This is a genomic window from Delftia sp. K82, assembly GCF_002193035.1.
GTDB lineage: Bacteria > Pseudomonadota > Gammaproteobacteria > Burkholderiales > Burkholderiaceae_C > Comamonas > Comamonas acidovorans.
On sequence record NZ_MYFL01000001.1, the window covers coordinates 3,003,153 to 3,017,533 of the forward strand.

General features: G+C 68.7%; 13 protein-coding genes. 8 read left to right on the forward strand and 5 right to left on the reverse strand.

Annotated features, from left to right (window positions below):
- Positions 1 to 40: 40 nt before the first annotated feature.
- Together KDK82_RS13195 and KDK82_RS13200 are read right to left on the reverse strand one after the other, a co-directional pair.
- Positions 41 to 1,732 (reverse strand): ATP-dependent DNA ligase, encoded by a 1,692-nt coding sequence (locus KDK82_RS13195; protein ID WP_088165151.1) that lies wholly within the window; start codon positions 1,730 to 1,732, stop codon positions 41 to 43.
- On the reverse strand, positions 1,729 to 2,769 hold the full coding sequence (locus tag KDK82_RS13200) for a ligase-associated DNA damage response exonuclease (protein ID WP_088165152.1): 1,041 nt from the start codon (positions 2,767 to 2,769) through the stop codon (positions 1,729 to 1,731). Before KDK82_RS13200 ends, KDK82_RS13195 begins: the two co-directional genes overlap by 4 nt.
- Positions 2,770 to 2,958: 189 nt before the next feature.
- Here KDK82_RS13200 and KDK82_RS13205 point away from each other — a divergent pair, with 189 nt between their 5' ends.
- Positions 2,959 to 3,216, forward strand: coding sequence for a DUF2789 domain-containing protein (locus KDK82_RS13205; protein WP_012204886.1), 258 nt, complete (start codon positions 2,959 to 2,961; stop codon positions 3,214 to 3,216).
- Between the two features lie 59 nt (positions 3,217 to 3,275).
- Here the strand turns inward: KDK82_RS13205 and KDK82_RS13210 are convergent, their stop codons facing one another.
- The gene (locus KDK82_RS13210) at positions 3,276 to 4,034 is read right to left on the reverse strand and encodes a sulfite exporter TauE/SafE family protein (protein WP_088165153.1); all 759 of its coding nucleotides are present in this window, start codon (positions 4,032 to 4,034) and stop codon (positions 3,276 to 3,278) included.
- A gap of 81 nt (positions 4,035 to 4,115) precedes the next feature.
- Here KDK82_RS13210 and KDK82_RS13215 point away from each other — a divergent pair, with 81 nt between their 5' ends.
- Positions 4,116 to 5,447 (forward strand): PLP-dependent aminotransferase family protein, encoded by a 1,332-nt coding sequence (locus KDK82_RS13215; protein WP_088165154.1) that lies wholly within the window; start codon positions 4,116 to 4,118, stop codon positions 5,445 to 5,447.
- 20 nt (positions 5,448 to 5,467) lie between these two features.
- Here KDK82_RS13215 and KDK82_RS13220 read toward each other — a convergent pair whose 3' ends face one another.
- Positions 5,468 to 6,268 carry an SDR family oxidoreductase gene (locus KDK82_RS13220; RefSeq protein WP_088165155.1) on the reverse strand — a complete coding sequence of 267 codons (801 nt, stop codon included), beginning with the start codon at positions 6,266 to 6,268 and terminating at the stop codon, positions 5,468 to 5,470.
- 121 nt (positions 6,269 to 6,389) lie between these two features.
- On the opposite strand from KDK82_RS13220, the gene KDK82_RS13225 reads away from it, so the two are divergent.
- From KDK82_RS13225 to KDK82_RS13250, 6 genes are all read left to right on the forward strand, one after another.
- Positions 6,390 to 7,334: a GlxA family transcriptional regulator gene (locus KDK82_RS13225; RefSeq protein ID WP_088165156.1), complete on the forward strand. Its 945-nt coding sequence runs from the start codon at positions 6,390 to 6,392 to the stop codon at positions 7,332 to 7,334.
- A 79-nt stretch (positions 7,335 to 7,413) separates the two neighbouring features.
- Positions 7,414 to 8,646, forward strand: a complete 1,233-nt coding sequence (locus tag KDK82_RS13230) for a SpoIIE family protein phosphatase (RefSeq protein ID WP_088165157.1) — start codon at positions 7,414 to 7,416, stop codon at positions 8,644 to 8,646.
- Positions 8,647 to 8,655: 9 nt separating this feature from the next.
- Complete coding sequence (locus tag KDK82_RS13235; RefSeq protein ID WP_013802972.1) at positions 8,656 to 9,228, forward strand: SiaB family protein kinase; 573 nt, start codon at positions 8,656 to 8,658, stop codon at positions 9,226 to 9,228.
- Between the two features lie 68 nt (positions 9,229 to 9,296).
- Positions 9,297 to 9,698: a DUF1987 domain-containing protein gene (locus KDK82_RS13240; protein WP_012204882.1), complete on the forward strand. Its 402-nt coding sequence runs from the start codon at positions 9,297 to 9,299 to the stop codon at positions 9,696 to 9,698.
- Positions 9,698 to 10,438 carry a GGDEF domain-containing protein gene (locus tag KDK82_RS13245; protein WP_034392248.1) on the forward strand — a complete coding sequence of 247 codons (741 nt, stop codon included), beginning with the start codon at positions 9,698 to 9,700 and terminating at the stop codon, positions 10,436 to 10,438. The genes KDK82_RS13240 and KDK82_RS13245 overlap by 1 nt, the downstream gene beginning before the upstream one ends.
- A 28-nt stretch (positions 10,439 to 10,466) precedes the next feature.
- Positions 10,467 to 12,716: a bifunctional diguanylate cyclase/phosphodiesterase gene (locus KDK82_RS13250; protein WP_088165158.1), complete on the forward strand. Its 2,250-nt coding sequence runs from the start codon at positions 10,467 to 10,469 to the stop codon at positions 12,714 to 12,716.
- A 35-nt stretch (positions 12,717 to 12,751) separates the two neighbouring features.
- On the opposite strand, the gene KDK82_RS13255 is transcribed toward KDK82_RS13250, so the two are convergent.
- Entirely contained in the window at positions 12,752 to 14,239 is a 1,488-nt protein-coding gene (locus tag KDK82_RS13255) for a PLP-dependent aminotransferase family protein (RefSeq protein WP_353175103.1), read from the reverse strand.
- Between the last annotated feature and the right edge of the window lie 142 nt (positions 14,240 to 14,381).

The window sequence follows — 14,381 nt, forward strand, 5'->3', positions numbered from 1 at the left end:
CGGTGCGTCAAGGGTGGGTCACGGGTCGGTCAAGGGTTGATCAAGGGTCGGAATGCGGCAGCAGGGCGGCCAGCGTGTCGATGGAGTCGGCCTCCTGCACAGGCTTGTCCTCGCGCCAGCGCAGCATGCGCGGAAAGCGCACGGCAATGCCGCTCTTGTGGCGTGCGCTGCGCGCAATGCCCTCGAAGCCCAGCTCGAACACCAGGGTGGGCCGCACACTGCGCACGGGGCCGAAGCTCTCCACCGTGGTCTTGCGGATGACGGCGTCCACGCGCGCCATTTCGGCATCGGTCAGGCCCGAATAGGCCTTGGCGAAGGGCACGAGGGCGCGGCCCTCGGTGCCGGGCGGCGCGTTCCAGACGGCAAAGGTGTAGTCGCTGTAGAGGCTGGCGCGACGGCCGTGGCCGCGCTGGGCGTAGATGAGCACGGCATCCACGCTCAGCGGATCGATCTTCCACTTCCACCACACGCCGCTGTCCTTGGTGCGGCCCACGCCGTAGGAGGCATCGCGGGCCTTGAGCATCATGCCCTCCACACCCAGGGAGCGGGCCTGCTCGCGAAGTTCGGCCAGGGCCTGCCAGCTATCGCCCGCAAGGACCGGACTGGGCAGCAGCGCCGGGTGCGCCACCAAGGCCACCAGCTGCTCCAGCCGCGCGCGCCGTTCATGCTGGGGCAGCGCACGCAGGTCCTGGCCGCCCTCCTCCAGCAGGTCATAGGCCAGCAGCACCACGGGCAGCTCGCGCAGCAGCTTGGGGCCCAGGGTCTTGCGGCCTATGCGCTTTTGCAGGTCGGCAAAGGGGCGCACATGGGCGGGCGCCTCACCCTGCTGCGCGGCCCAGACGACGATCTCGCCGTCGATCACGGTGCCCGCAGGCAAGGCATCGCCCATGGCCTGCAGCTCGGGGAAGCGCTCGCTCACCAGTTCCTCGCCGCGCGACCAGATCCAGGTGCCCAGCGCGTCACCGCTGCCGCGCCGCACGATCTGGGCGCGTATGCCGTCCCATTTCCACTCCACCACCCATTGGGACGGCGGGCCGAGCACGGCGTCGAACTGCTCCAGCGGCAACTGCAGCGGATGGGCCAGGAAGAAGGGATAGGGGTGGCCACGGGCTTCGCCCGAATGCGCGTCATCGCCCTCTTCCTCGCCTGCCACCAGCCGCAGGTAGTCGGCCGCCCCGGGCCGCGCGCCGATGTGGGTGTAGCCCATGAGCCGCTGGGCGATGCGCTTGGCATCCACGCCGCTGACGGCCGCCAGCGCCTGCGTGACCTGCAGCCGCGACACGCCGACCCGGAAGGCGCCGGTGATCAGCTTGAAGTAGACCAGCCGCTCATCGGCCGCCAGCCGCGCCCATTGCATGCGCAGCGTTTCCGCCAGCGCCTCGGGCGCCATGCCGCGCAGCGGCAGCAGGTGGTCCGTGACCCAGGCGGCCAGGCCCAGGTCGTGCGCGTCACCGGGTGGCGGCAGCAGCAGCGCAATGGTTTCGGCCAGGTCGCCCACGGCCTCGTAGCTTTCGTCGAACAGCCATTCGGGCAGGCCGGCCGCCTCGCGCGCCAGCTCCTTCAAGACCTTGGTGGGCACCAGTTGGCGCGGCTTGCCACCGGCCAGGAAATAAACGGCCCAGGCCGCATCGGCAGGCGCGGCGGCGCGCAGATAGGCCTGCAGCGCGGCCTGCTTGTCGCGGCTGGCGGTGCTGGCGTCCAGCGCGCGATAGAGGGCGGCGAAATCCTTCATGGAGCGGGCGCCTCATCCGGTGCAGCCTGGGCGGCGGCGGCCTCGTCCTCATCACCGTATTCGGTCTGGAAGGCTTGCGCATCCAGCCCCTGCTCGCGCAGCCAGCGCACCAGCACCGCCACGCTGCCATGCGTGACGAAGACACGCTCGGCGCCCGTGGCACCTATGGCGTATTGCAGGCCGGGCCAGTCGGCGTGGTCGGACATGACAAAGCCCCGGTCCACGCCACGGCGGCGGCGCGTGCCGCGCAGCTGCATCCAGCCGCTGGCAAACGCATCGGCATGGCCGGGAAAGCGGCGCATCCACGGCGTGCCCTGCGCCGAAGGCGGCGCCAGCACCAGGGCGGTCTTGAGCAGTTGTGCATCCACGCCGGGGTCGGTGACGCGCAGCGTGGGCGGCAGGTCCACGCCTGCGGCGCGGTACACGGCATTGAGCGGCTCCACCGCGCCGTGCACGACGATGGGGCCGATGCGGCGGTCCACCCCATGCAGGATGCGCTGGGCCTTGCCAAAGGCATAGCACAGCAGCACCGAGGGCCGGCCCTGGGCCGCATTGGCCTGCCACCAGGCGTTGATGTCGGCCATGAGCTCGGGCTGGCGGGGCCAGCGGTAGATGGGCAGGCCGAAGGTGGATTCGGTGATGAAGGTGTCGCAGCGCACGGGCTCGAAGGGGGTGCAGGTGCCGTCGGCCTCGGTCTTGTAGTCGCCCGATGCCACCCAGACCTGGCCGCCATGCTCCAGCCGCACCTGGGCCGATCCGAGCACATGGCCGGCCGGGTGCAGGGAGATGCGCACGCCGTGATGATCGATGGCTTCGCCATACGGCAGGGTCTGCAGCGTGATGTCCGCGCCCAGCCGTGCGCGCAGCACGCCTGCGCTGTCGTCATGGGCCAGGTAATGGGCGTGGCCGGCGCGCGCGTGGTCGGAGTGGCCATGCGTGATCACGGCCCGGTCCACGGGCCGCCAGGGGTCGATGTAGAAGTCGCCGGCCGCGCAGTACAGGCCTTCGGGGCGGGCCACGATCAGGTCGGCGGCCATGCTGGATCAGGGGCGGGAATGCTCATGGCCCCATGCTAGTGGGGCGGTCGCCGCGCGCACGCTGGCCCGGAGCGCGGCAGGCTGTCAGCCTGCACCTACCCGCTCAACGAATGACCGCAACCGGGCTGCAGGGCCGGTCAAATCGAGGAAGATAGCGCCCTCTCATCCCACACACATCCACACGCCTTCATGAACAACTCCGTCGTACGCATGTCCAATCTCTTCCTGCAGCTGGGCCTGGATGCCAGTGACCAGGCCATTGCCGATTTCATCCGCGCGCACCAGCTGGCCGCCGATGTGGATGTGGTGGATGCGCCCTACTGGAGCGATGCGCAGCGCCAGTTCCTGGCCGAGCAGCTCAAGGCCGATGCGTCGTGGTCCATCGTCGTGGACCAGCTCAGCGAGTCGCTGCACGAAGACGCGGTCAGGCAGCGCGCTGCCCGATAGCACGGGCAGTCAGGCAGGCCAGGTGATATGCGCAAAATACGAAGCAAGGCACCGGCACCTCAGCCCAGGTAGCCCGACACTCCGTCCCACAGCAGCTTCACGGCCGTGATCACCAGCAGCCCATAGCAGGCCTTGTACATCTGCCGCTGGTCCAGGCGCGCATGCAGGCGCCAGCCCAGCCACACGCCCGAGGGAATGGCGAGCAGGCAGATGGCCATCAGAATCCACACATTGCCCTGCGGCCTTGCCAGAGCCAGCCAAGGCACGGCCTTGATGAGGTTGCCCACGGTGAAGAACATGCTCGTGGTGCCTGCATAGACCTGCTTGCCCAGGCCCAGGGTCAACAGGTACATCGCCAGTGGAGGTCCACCCGAATGCGCGACCATGGTGGTGATGCCCGAAGCCACGCCGGCCGCCACCGCCTTGGTCGAGGAGCGTGGCCGCACCACGACTTCCCCACCGCGCAGCAGCCACAGGCCGACGAAGGCCAGCGTGATGGCGGCCATCAGGATGGCGATGGCCCGGTGGTCCAGCACCGTGAAGAGCAGGTATCCGGCGCCTATGCCCGCGACCAGACCGGGTACCAGCAGGACGAGATCGGGCTTGGACCATGTGGAGGGCTTCCAGTAGCGCAGGCCGAACAGGTCCATGGCAATGAACAGCGGCGCCAGCAGGCCGCCCGCCGTCACCGGATCCATCACCAGCGACAGCAATGGAATGCCGACGATGGCGAAGCCGCCGCCAAAGGCCCCCTTCATGAAGCAGATCAGAAAGACACCCGCGAAGGTGACGAGGATGGTGGTGGCGCTCAGTTCCATGGCGTTCAATGAAGGAAAGGAACCGGTATCCTAGACGGCACATCCAGTACAATCAAATTATTGTCATGGATACAATGCCGCATGCCCCAAGCACGCTACAAGCAGTTGGTGGACCGCCTGGCCGCCGACATCCGCCAGGGCCGGCTCAAGCCCGGAACGGTGTTGCCCACCCACCGCCAACTTGCCGCCGAGGAGGGCATTTCGCTGGCCACGGCCACACGCACCTATGCGGAGCTGCAGGCCATGGGCCTGGTGGCCGGCGAAGTCGGGCGCGGCACCTTTGTGCGCGAACCCCTTCCCCTGGGCCAGGATGCCGAGATGCATGTGGCCAGCGGCGATCTGGTGGACCTGACATTCAACTATCCGGCCCTGCCCGCCCAGACGGAGGCGCTGCGCACGGCGCTCAGGCAACTGGCGTCCGCAGGCGAGCTGGACTCCCTTCTGCGGTACCAGCCGCATGGTGGCCGCCCGCACGAGCGTGCCGTCGTCGCGGAGCACCTGAAAAGCCGGGGCCTCGCTGTCAGTGCCGATACGGTGCTGATCGTCAGCGGAGCCATCCATGGGCTGGCCACCGTGGCCATGTCCCTGCTCCAGCCCGGTGATGTGCTTGCGGTGGATGCCCTGAGCTATCCCGGCATCAAGGTGGTGGCCGAGCAGTGCAGGCTGGAGCTGGTGGCCATCCCCGCAGCGGGCATGGGACCCGACCTGGATGCCTTGGAGGCGCTGTGCCGCTCCCGCAGGGTGCGTGCCGTGTACTGCATGCCCACGCTTCACAATCCGCTGGGCTGGGTGATGCCGCCGTCACAGCGCCATGCCCTCATCGACCTGGCCCGCCGCCATGGCCTGCTGCTGGTGGAGGACGGCACCTATGCCTTCCTGGAAAAAAGGGCGCCTCCTGCCCTGGCGGCCCTGGCGCCGGACATCACGGTCCATGTCTCCAGCCTTTCCAAGAGCGTGGCGGCGGGACTGCGCTTCGGCTTCGTGAGTGCTCCCCCTGCCCTGATCCCCAGGATCAACCGCGCCATACGTGCCACGGTCTGGAACACACCCAGCCTGGTGACCTCGATTGCCTGCCAATGGCTGCAGGACGGCACGGTGGCCCGGCTGGAGAGGGACAAGCGCCGCGACGCCAGCGCACGCCAGGCCATTGCGGGCAGGGTGCTGTCGCAATTCAGGACCGTAGGCCATCCTGCGTCCTACTTCATCTGGATGCCCATGCCGCAGGAAGTACGGGCGGATGCCGTCGCCATGCGGCTTCGGGAGGAAAACATCCTGGTGTCCACTTCCCAGCCCTACGCCATGACCAGCCAGCCTCCGCACGCCATCCGGCTGGCGCTGGGTTCGGTCTCACACGCCAGCCTGCAACAGGCGCTGGAGGTCGTGGCGCGAGTCGTCGGCAACCTGGGGTACTGAGCCGGCTGGCCGCAGTCCGTTCAACGCGCAGCCGCATAACGCGGCGCAACGGTGCTGCTGGACAGATGGCCCGCCATGGCCTTGCGCGCAGCTTCGTAGGCATCCCACTCCTGGCCCGCATGCAGCGAGGGGATGGTGATCGCTTCGCCACGGTCCCAGCCCAGCAGGGCGGCATCGACCAGGTCCTGCGCACGCATTACGATGCCCGGATCCAGGTTTTCCACGGGCAGCCCGCCTGTGGCCCAGAAGTCGGTGGCCGTGGCACCGGGCAGCACGGCCTGCACCTGCACGCCCGTGCCAGCCAGCTCATGCTGCAGCGACTGGCTGAAGGCCAGCACAAAGGCCTTGCTGCCGCCGTACACGCCGTTGAGCACTTCCGGCGCGATCGCCACGATGGAGGCGATGTTGATGACCGTGCCCCGCCCGCGCTGCACGAATCCGGGGACAGCGGCATAGGCCAGCCGCATGGGCGCGGTAACGTTCAGTTCCACCATGCGTGTCATGCGCTCCACATCGCTTTGCAGCAACGGTGTGTGCGTCCCCATGCCGGCGTTGTTCACCAGCACCGTGATGCTGGCGTCCTCACGCAGCAGCGCTTCCACCTTTGCCAGCGCAGCGCGGTCGTTCAGGTCTGCGGGCAGGACCTGCACGGAGCGGCCGGTGCGGGTACTGATGTCGCTGGCCAGAAGGCGCAGCCGCTCTCGGTTGCGCGCGACCAGGATCAGGTCGTGACCGCGCTCTGCCAGGCGCTGGGCGTACAGCGCGCCTATGCCGCTCGAAGCGCCGGTGACGAGGGCGGTGCCGGGATGGTTCTGTGTCATGGGGAAACTCCTTGGGAACGGCGGGATGCCGTCCATGGCATGAATGTTGCGGCGCGGAGACCATGTCGTAAATGACGTATATAGTGATGAATCAGGACATCATTTCCAAAGGAAGGATTCCATGCACCGCATCGGCTACTTGCTCCCCGATGGCTTCCAGGTCATGGCGCTGGGGACCCAGACCGTTTTCGAGCTGGCCAACCTGCTGGCCGGCCAAGCTTTCTATTCAGTGCAGACCTATGCGCCGGCCGGCTCGGTGCAGTCATCCACGGGCCTTTGCCTGCAGGCCAGGCCATTGACGGCGCGCAGCCGAGCCGACACCTGGCTGGTGGCGGGCACGCTTGCACCGCTGGCCCCGCCACCGGACCCTGAACTGGCAAGGCTGCTCGCCAAGGTGGCGGTGCATGCACGGCGCGTCGCCGGGCTGTGCACGGGCGCCTTCATCCTGGCCGATGCCGGCCTGCTGGACGGGCGGCGCGCCACCACCCACTGGTTCTGGGCGCAAGCCTTGCAGCAGCGCCACCCCCAGGTCCAGGTCGAGGCCGACCGCATCCACATCGCCGATGGAGCCGTCTGGTCCTCGGCCGGCATGACGGCGGAGATCGACCTGGCCCTGGCACTGGTGGAAAAGGACCTGGGCGAGGAGGTGGCACGCGCGGTGGCACACCGCCTGGTGATGCACCAGAGGCGCTCGGGCGGCCAGTCCCAGCATTCGGAAATGCTCAGGCTCTCGCCCAGGTCCGACCGCATCCAGAAGGCGCTGGAGCATGCCCGCAACCACCTGGCCCGGCCGCTGAGCGTGGAAGAACTGGCCGAGGCCGCCAGCCTGAGCCCGCGCCAGTTCAGCCGTGTGTTCACTGCCGAAACGGGCCAGTCCCCCGCCAAGGCCATAGAAGGCCTTCGCCTGGAAGCCGCGCGGCTGATGATGGAAAGCAGCCGGCATCCGCTGGACACCGTGGCCAGGGAAACCGGCTTCCGGGACCGGCGCCATATGCGTGAGGCCTTTCTGCGCGGCTATGGCATGCCGCCGCAGGCCCTGCGCAGACAGTCGCGGATAGCCGCATAGACCCCTTCACCCGCCGCGCGTCACAAAACTGCAACAAGGAAAAAGTAACATTCCTTAACAATTTTGCGATGTGCCTTCCATGGATGAGTCCCGCGCCTACCTGAGCGATTCCAGGCCACGTTTCCGCCTACCCAGCGCTGCGGACCTGTGTACCCCCGTTCCCTGCATGACCGCCGACGAGACCAACGAGAAGGTGCTCGAGGTCTTCACGCGCCACCGGGACCTGATCAGCCTGCCCGTGGTGGAGGGCAACCGCCCCATCGGCCTGATCAACCGCAGCATCTTCTTGTCCCAGTTCAGCAAGCCGTTTCGCATGGAGCTGTACGGCAAGAAGAGCTGCATCGCCTTCATGGACAAGGAGCCGCTGGTGGTCGATGCCTCCACCGACATAGACACCCTGACCGTGAAGACCGTGGAGTACGGCGAAAAGGCGCTGACCGACGGCTTCATCATCACGCGCGGCGGCCTGTTCGCGGGCGTGGGCAACGGTCTGCAGCTGATGCGCGCGGTGGCGGACATGCAGGTGGCGCGCAACCGCCAGATCATGCACAGCATCGAATACGCCAGCGTGATCCAGCAGTCGCTGCTGCGCAGCTCGCGCGACTCCCTGGCCCGCGCCTGCCCCGGGGCAGACCTGGTCTGGGAGCCGCGCGATGTGGTCGGCGGCGACTTCTACCAGTTCAGCCAGGACGGTGATGGCTGGTTTGCCACCGTGGCCGATTGCACGGGCCACGGCGTGCCCGGCGCCTTCATGACGCTGATCGCCACCAGCAGCCTGAGCCAGGCCATCAAGGAGCACGGCCCGCGCGACCCGGCCGCGCTGCTGGGCCATGTGAACCGCAGCGTCAAGCAGATGCTGGGCCAGCTCGATGGCAAGGATGGCACGCCCGGCTCCGACGACGGGCTGGACGCGGCCTGCTTCTGGTTCGAGCCCGCGCACCGGCGCCTGCGCTTTGCGGGCGCGCGCCTTGCGCTGTTCGTGCTGCGCCCCGGCGCCGAGGCGGTGGAGGTGCTCGACGGCCAGCGCAAGGGCGTGGGCTATGTGGACAGCGAGTTCGACTTCGCCTGGAACAACATCGACCTGGAGCTGCCCGCCGCCACCCTGGTCTTCATCACCACCGACGGCCTGATCGACCAGGTCGGCGGCCCGCGCGGCATCACCTTTGGCAAGAAGCGCGTGCGCGAGCTGCTGCTGGAGCAGGCCGGCCGCACCCCCGCCGAGATCAACCGCGCCCTGCTGGCCGCCCTGCAGACCTGGCAGGGCGAGCACCACCGCCGCGACGACCTGACCTTTTTCTGCTTCAGAACCTGAATGCCTCCCATGCCCTCCGCACAGATCGCCGACAAGTACGGCAGCTTCTTCCACCTGGCGCGCCAGCACCAGGTGATCTTCTACTACGTGGGCTACTTCTCGCAGAACATCGTCGCGGCCATGGCCGAGGCCGTGCGGCTGCAGCTGGAAGTGGCCGGCGTGCCGGGCCCCACGCGGCGCAAGCTGTTCTCGTCCTTTGTCGAGATGGCGCAGAACATCATCCATTACTCGGCCGATGCCCTGACCCCGCCCCACCAGGACGATGGCGAGCTACGCCACGGCGCGGTCTGCATCCGCCGCGAGGACGACGGCAGCTTCGTGCTGCTGTGCGCCAACCCCATCGAGCCGGGCATGGGCGAGGCACTGCGCGCCAAGCTCGACGCCCTGCGCAGCATGACGCTGGACGAGATCAAGAAGGCCTGCCGCCAGTCGCTGCGCGATGACGCGCCCGAAGGCAGCAAGGGCGCGGGCATGGGTTTCCTGACCCTGGCCCGCGATGCGCGCGAGCCGCTGCAGTTCGACTTCGATCCCGCCCAGACCGTGGACGGCCGGCCCGTCTTCTACCTGAAAGCCACGCTCTGAGCCGTCGCTCCGGCACCAGGCCTGGACAGGCCCGGCCCGCAGGCACGGACAACGCACCGAGATCACGCATGGACAACCTCTACATCGCACCGACTCCCAGTTCCCCGGAAGTGGACTTCCAGTTCGACACGCACACGCTGCACCTGCGTGGCGAGTCCTATCCCGAGAACGCCGCCGCCTTCTACGGCGGCATCCTGGCCCGCCTCAAGGACTACCTGGCCCAGCCGCAGCCGGCGCAGCAGCAGGCGCGCATCGAGGTGCACATCGCGCTGGCCTACTTCAACAGCTCCAGCACCAAGATGCTGTTCAACCTGATCGAGGCACTGAGCGGCGCCGCCGAGGCCGGCCGCCCCGTGGCCCTGCACTGGTACCACGACGAGGAAGACGACACCATCTGCGAGTTTGGCGAGGAGCTGCGCGACGACTTTCCCGCCATCGCCTTCACCGGCCACCCCGTGAAGGCGGCGTGATGGACACCGTGGCCGCTCCCGCGGACCTCTTCGATGCCGAGCACCAGGCCCTTTTGGCGGCCCGCGCCGCCCACGACCGGGGCGAAGAAGCCGGCGCCCAGGCCTGCCACCAGGCCCTGGGCGTGCTGCTGACCGCCTATGAGCGCCTGCTGCGCGAAACGCGCCGGCTGGTGCGCCGCAGCGACCGGGCCGAGCTGGAGATGACCCAGCTCAACCAGCGCCTGCAGGACCTGGCCGGCGAGCTGGAATACCGCGCCACGCACGACCCGCTGACCGGCGTGCTCAACCGCGCGGCCATCATCGAGCGCGTGAACCGCCACTTCACCCAGCAGGGGCTGGCCCTGATCGTGCTGGACATAGACCACTTCAAGCGCGTGAACGACAGCTTCGGCCACCCCGTGGGCGACAGCGTGATCCTGGGCGTGGTGCGCTGCCTCAAGGCCGCCGTGCCGGCCACGGCCCACATCGGCCGCGTGGGCGGCGAGGAATTCACCGTGCTGCTGCCCCAGCACGACAGCGACGGCGCCGTGTGCGTGGCCGAGCAGGTGCGCGCCGCCATCGAGGCCCATCCCTTCGGCCTGCCCGACGCCAGCTGCATCACGGCCAGCTTCGGCGTGAGCTGGCGCCCGAGCGGCGGCCGCTTCGACGACGCCTACAGCCTGGCCGACGAGGCGCTGTACGCCGCCAAGCGCAGCGGGCGCAACCAGGTCGTGCGCGCGGCAGACCATGCCACGGCCTGAGCGGCGCGGACACAGACAGGGCTGAGGCATGAGTTTCGTGATGCGCGCACGGGCGCCCAGGGCGCCCGCCCCTGCTTCCGCCCTCCTGCAGCCGGCTCTGCAGCCGCCCCCGCCATCGCCCGTGCCCGGGCCTGAATGGCGGGTGCTGATCGTGGACAGCGACCCCGACGTACACGCCGCCTTCCGCCTGGCGCTGGAAGGCCACAGCCTGTTCGGCCGGCCGCTGGTGTTCCTCTACGCCCGCTCCGGCACACAGGCGCGCAATCTGCTGCGCAGCGAGCAGGACCTGGCCGTGGTGGTGCTCGACGCCGTGACCGATGGCACGGGCGCCGGGCTGGACCTGGTGGACTTCATCCGCTACACGGCCGGCCTGCGCAACAGCCGCATCGTGCTGCGCACCGGCCGCCCGGGCCAGGCGCCCGATCTGGAAACCCTGCTGCGCTACGACATCAACGACTGCCGCACCAAGACCGAACTCACGCCCGACCGGCTGCTGGCCATCGTGGTGACCGCCGTGCGCTCCTACGAGCAGCTGTGCGCCATCGAGGCCAACCGCCGCAGCCTGGAGCTGATGGTGCGCTCCAGCGCCTCGCTGCTGGAGGAAACCAATCTGCACGCCTTCGCGCGGGGCGTGATCACACAGCTGGCCACCTTGCTGGGCGTGGCCAGCGAAGGCCTGGTCTGCTCGGAGGGCACGCACCCGGCCGAGCCCTACCGCGTGCTCGCGGCCACGGGGCCATTCGCCCGGCTCATCGACCAGCCCATCGCCACCGTGCTGGCCTCGCGCGGACTGCGCCTGCTGCGCCAGGCGCTGCAGGCGCGGCGCAACATCTACGGCGTGCAGCGCGGCGTGGCCCTGTACATAGGCCGGGGCGACGAGCAGGACATGGCCGTCTTCATCGACGCACCAGCCTCGCACAGCGCACTGGACCGCCAGCTGCTCGAAGTCTTCTGCGCCAACCTGCGCACGCTGCTGCACAACCGCGGCCTGCTGGAGCGCCTGCACCAGTCCGCCTACTTCGACCCGCTGGTCTGCCTGCCCAACCGCGCCCACTTCGTGGAAAAAGTGGACGAATGCGTGTGGCGCGGCACACGGGACCATGTGCTGGCCCTGGTGGACATCGACGACTTCAGCGCCACCAACGACGTGATGGGCCACCGCTTCGGCGACCGCCTGCTCGAAGCCATGGCCCGCCGCCTGGCCAGCGCGCTGCCCGCAGGCGTCCTGCTGGCGCGCGTGGGATCGGACACCTTCGGCATCCTGGGCCCCACCGACGAGGTGGCCCTGGCCCAGTTGCTGGACTGCGCCCGCCAGCCCCTGGCCGTGGACGGCGTGCCGCACAAGGTCTCGCTGACCTGCGGCTACGTGCACCTGCCCCATGAGCGCCAGGCCGGCACCGACCTGGTCAAGGACGCCACCATCGCCCTCAAGCGCGCCAAGCGCGATCACCGCGGCCAGCTGCTGGAGTACTCCGAGCAGATGGGCATGGAGGCGCGGGACCGCGCCCTGCTGCTGTCCGACCTGCGCGCCGCCATCGACGGCGCCCAGCTTTTCCTGGTCTACCAGCCCCAGGTGGACCTGGAAACCCATGCCCTGGTCGGCCTGGAGGCCCTGCTGCGCTGGCGCCGGCAGGACGGCAGCTTCGTGCCGCCCGACCGCTTCATTCCGGTGGCCGAGCATTCGGGCCTCATCGTGCCGCTGGGCCAATGGGTGCTGGCCACGGCCTGCCGCACCATGCGCGAACTGCTGGACGCCGGCCGCGCCCCCAGGCGCATGGCCGTCAATGTCTCCACCGTGCAGCTGCAGGACCCGGGCTTTCTGCAGACCGTGAGCAACGCCCTGGCAGAGCACGGCCTGCAGGGCGCGCAGCTGGAACTGGAGATCACCGAATCCGTCGCGGTCCTGCCCACCCAGCTGCTGCAGGCCACGCTCAGCGCCCTGCGCACGCTGGGCGTGACCATTGCCATCGACGACTTCGGCACCGGCTACTCCTCGCTGAGCTACCTGGAGCGCCTGCCGCTGGACCGCATCAAGATCGACCGCAGCTTCGTGCGCCAGCTTGGCGAATCACAGGAAGCCCGCATCGCCGAAATGATCGCCCAGCTGGGCCGCAAGCTCGGCCTGCAGGTCCTGGCCGAAGGCATAGAGGACGCCAGCGCCTGGCAGGCCCTGCGCGCCATGGGCTGCCAGGAGGGACAGGGCTATCACGTTGCCCGACCCATGGACAAGGCGCAGTTGCTGGGCTGGCTGCACCGGCGCACTGGCGCACCGGAGTGAATGGCGTGCCGGAGTGAAGGGGCCCTGTCGCCCATTCACGGCAGATGGGGCGCGATCACCTCGGCCAGCAGGCCGAAGCTGTGGCGGATCTCCTGCTCCGTCACGGCACCGTAGCCCAGCACCAGGCCCCGGGCCGGATCGGGCCTGAGCGAGTACAGGGACAGCGGCCGCGTGAGAACGCCCAGCTTGCGTGCCTGCCGCGCGATGGCGTCATCGTCCGAGCCGGGCGGCAGGCCCAGCACCAGGTGCAGCCCCGCGTCTCCGCCCTGCACGGTCACCGCCGTGCCCAGGCGCTGGCCTATCTCGTCGATGAGCACGCGCCGGCGCTCGCCGTAGACCTGGCGCATGCGGCGGATGTGGTTGACGTAGTGGCCCTGCCGCATGAACTGCGCCAGCACGATCTGCTGCATGATCTGCCCCTCCCGGAACAGCTCGCTCAGCGCGCGCGCAAAGCTGTCGGCCAGGTCGCTGGGCAGTACGAGGTAGGCCAGACGCAGCGAGGGGAACATGGTCTTGGAGAACGTGCCCAGGTAGATCACGCGGCCGTGCTCGTCCAGGCCCTGCAGCGCCGGCAGCGGGCGCGAGGTGAAGCGGAACTCGCTGTCGTAGTCGTCCTCGACGATCCAGACCCGCTGGGCCACCGCGTAGTCCAGCAGCTGGCGCCTTCTGCCATGGCCCATGAGCACGCCGCTGGGGTACTGGTGCGAGGGCGAGATGAACATCAGCCGCGGCGGTGTCTTCAATTGCTGCGGCGTGGGCGCCAGGCCCTCGCCGTCCAGCGCGATGGGCTGCAGTTGCAGGCCGGCCATGCGGAACACGCTGCGCGCGCCCCAGTAGCCGGGGTCCTCCAGCCAGACGGTGTCGCCGGGATCGGCCAGCAGCTGGGAAATCAGGTGCAGCGCCTGCTGGGCGCCGCTGGTCACCAGGATCTGGTCCGCGCTGCAGGCCACGCCGCGCGTGCCCTGCAAGTGCTCGGCAATGGCTTCGCGCAGCGCGGGATGGCCTGCACCCGTGGCATAGCTCAGTTGCAGCGGGTTGTGATCGCGCCAGGCCTGGGCGTGCAGGCGGCTCCATAGCGCGGCCGGAAACTGCCGCAGTTCGGGCACGCCCGGCGCGAAGGCGCCCCACTGCAGGTGGCTGGCCCGCGCCCCGCCCACGATGGCGCTGCCGCGCCGCGACAGCGGCGTGCCCCGGCGGCGCGGCAACGGTGGCTGGCTCACGAAGGCCGGCGCCACCTCGGCCACATAGGTGCCCCGCCCCACGCCGGCCTGCACCAGGCCCTCCAGCGCCAGTTGCTCATAGACCTGGACGATGGTGTTGCGCGCAATGCCCAGCGTCTGCGCCAGCTCGCGGCTGGTGGGCAGCCGCGAGCCCGCCGGCAGGGCCTTGCGCAGGATGCCTTCCTTGACGATGCGGTAGAGCTGGCGGTGGTTGTACTCGGCATCGCTACGTTGGAAATGCCGATTGACAAAGTCCGGCAGCGTGGCACTTCCAACGCGGGAAATTGGTTCTCTTTTGTTCACGGTATTTGGTTCTTTTGTTGGGATCAATGTGAACATAGACTCGCCCCCATGTATAGCTATCGAAGGCGTGAAAGCCGAATATTTTTTCAATGATCCGCCTCCAGACACTTCAAAGACCTGTGCCTTCCGCCCGGTTCCATTC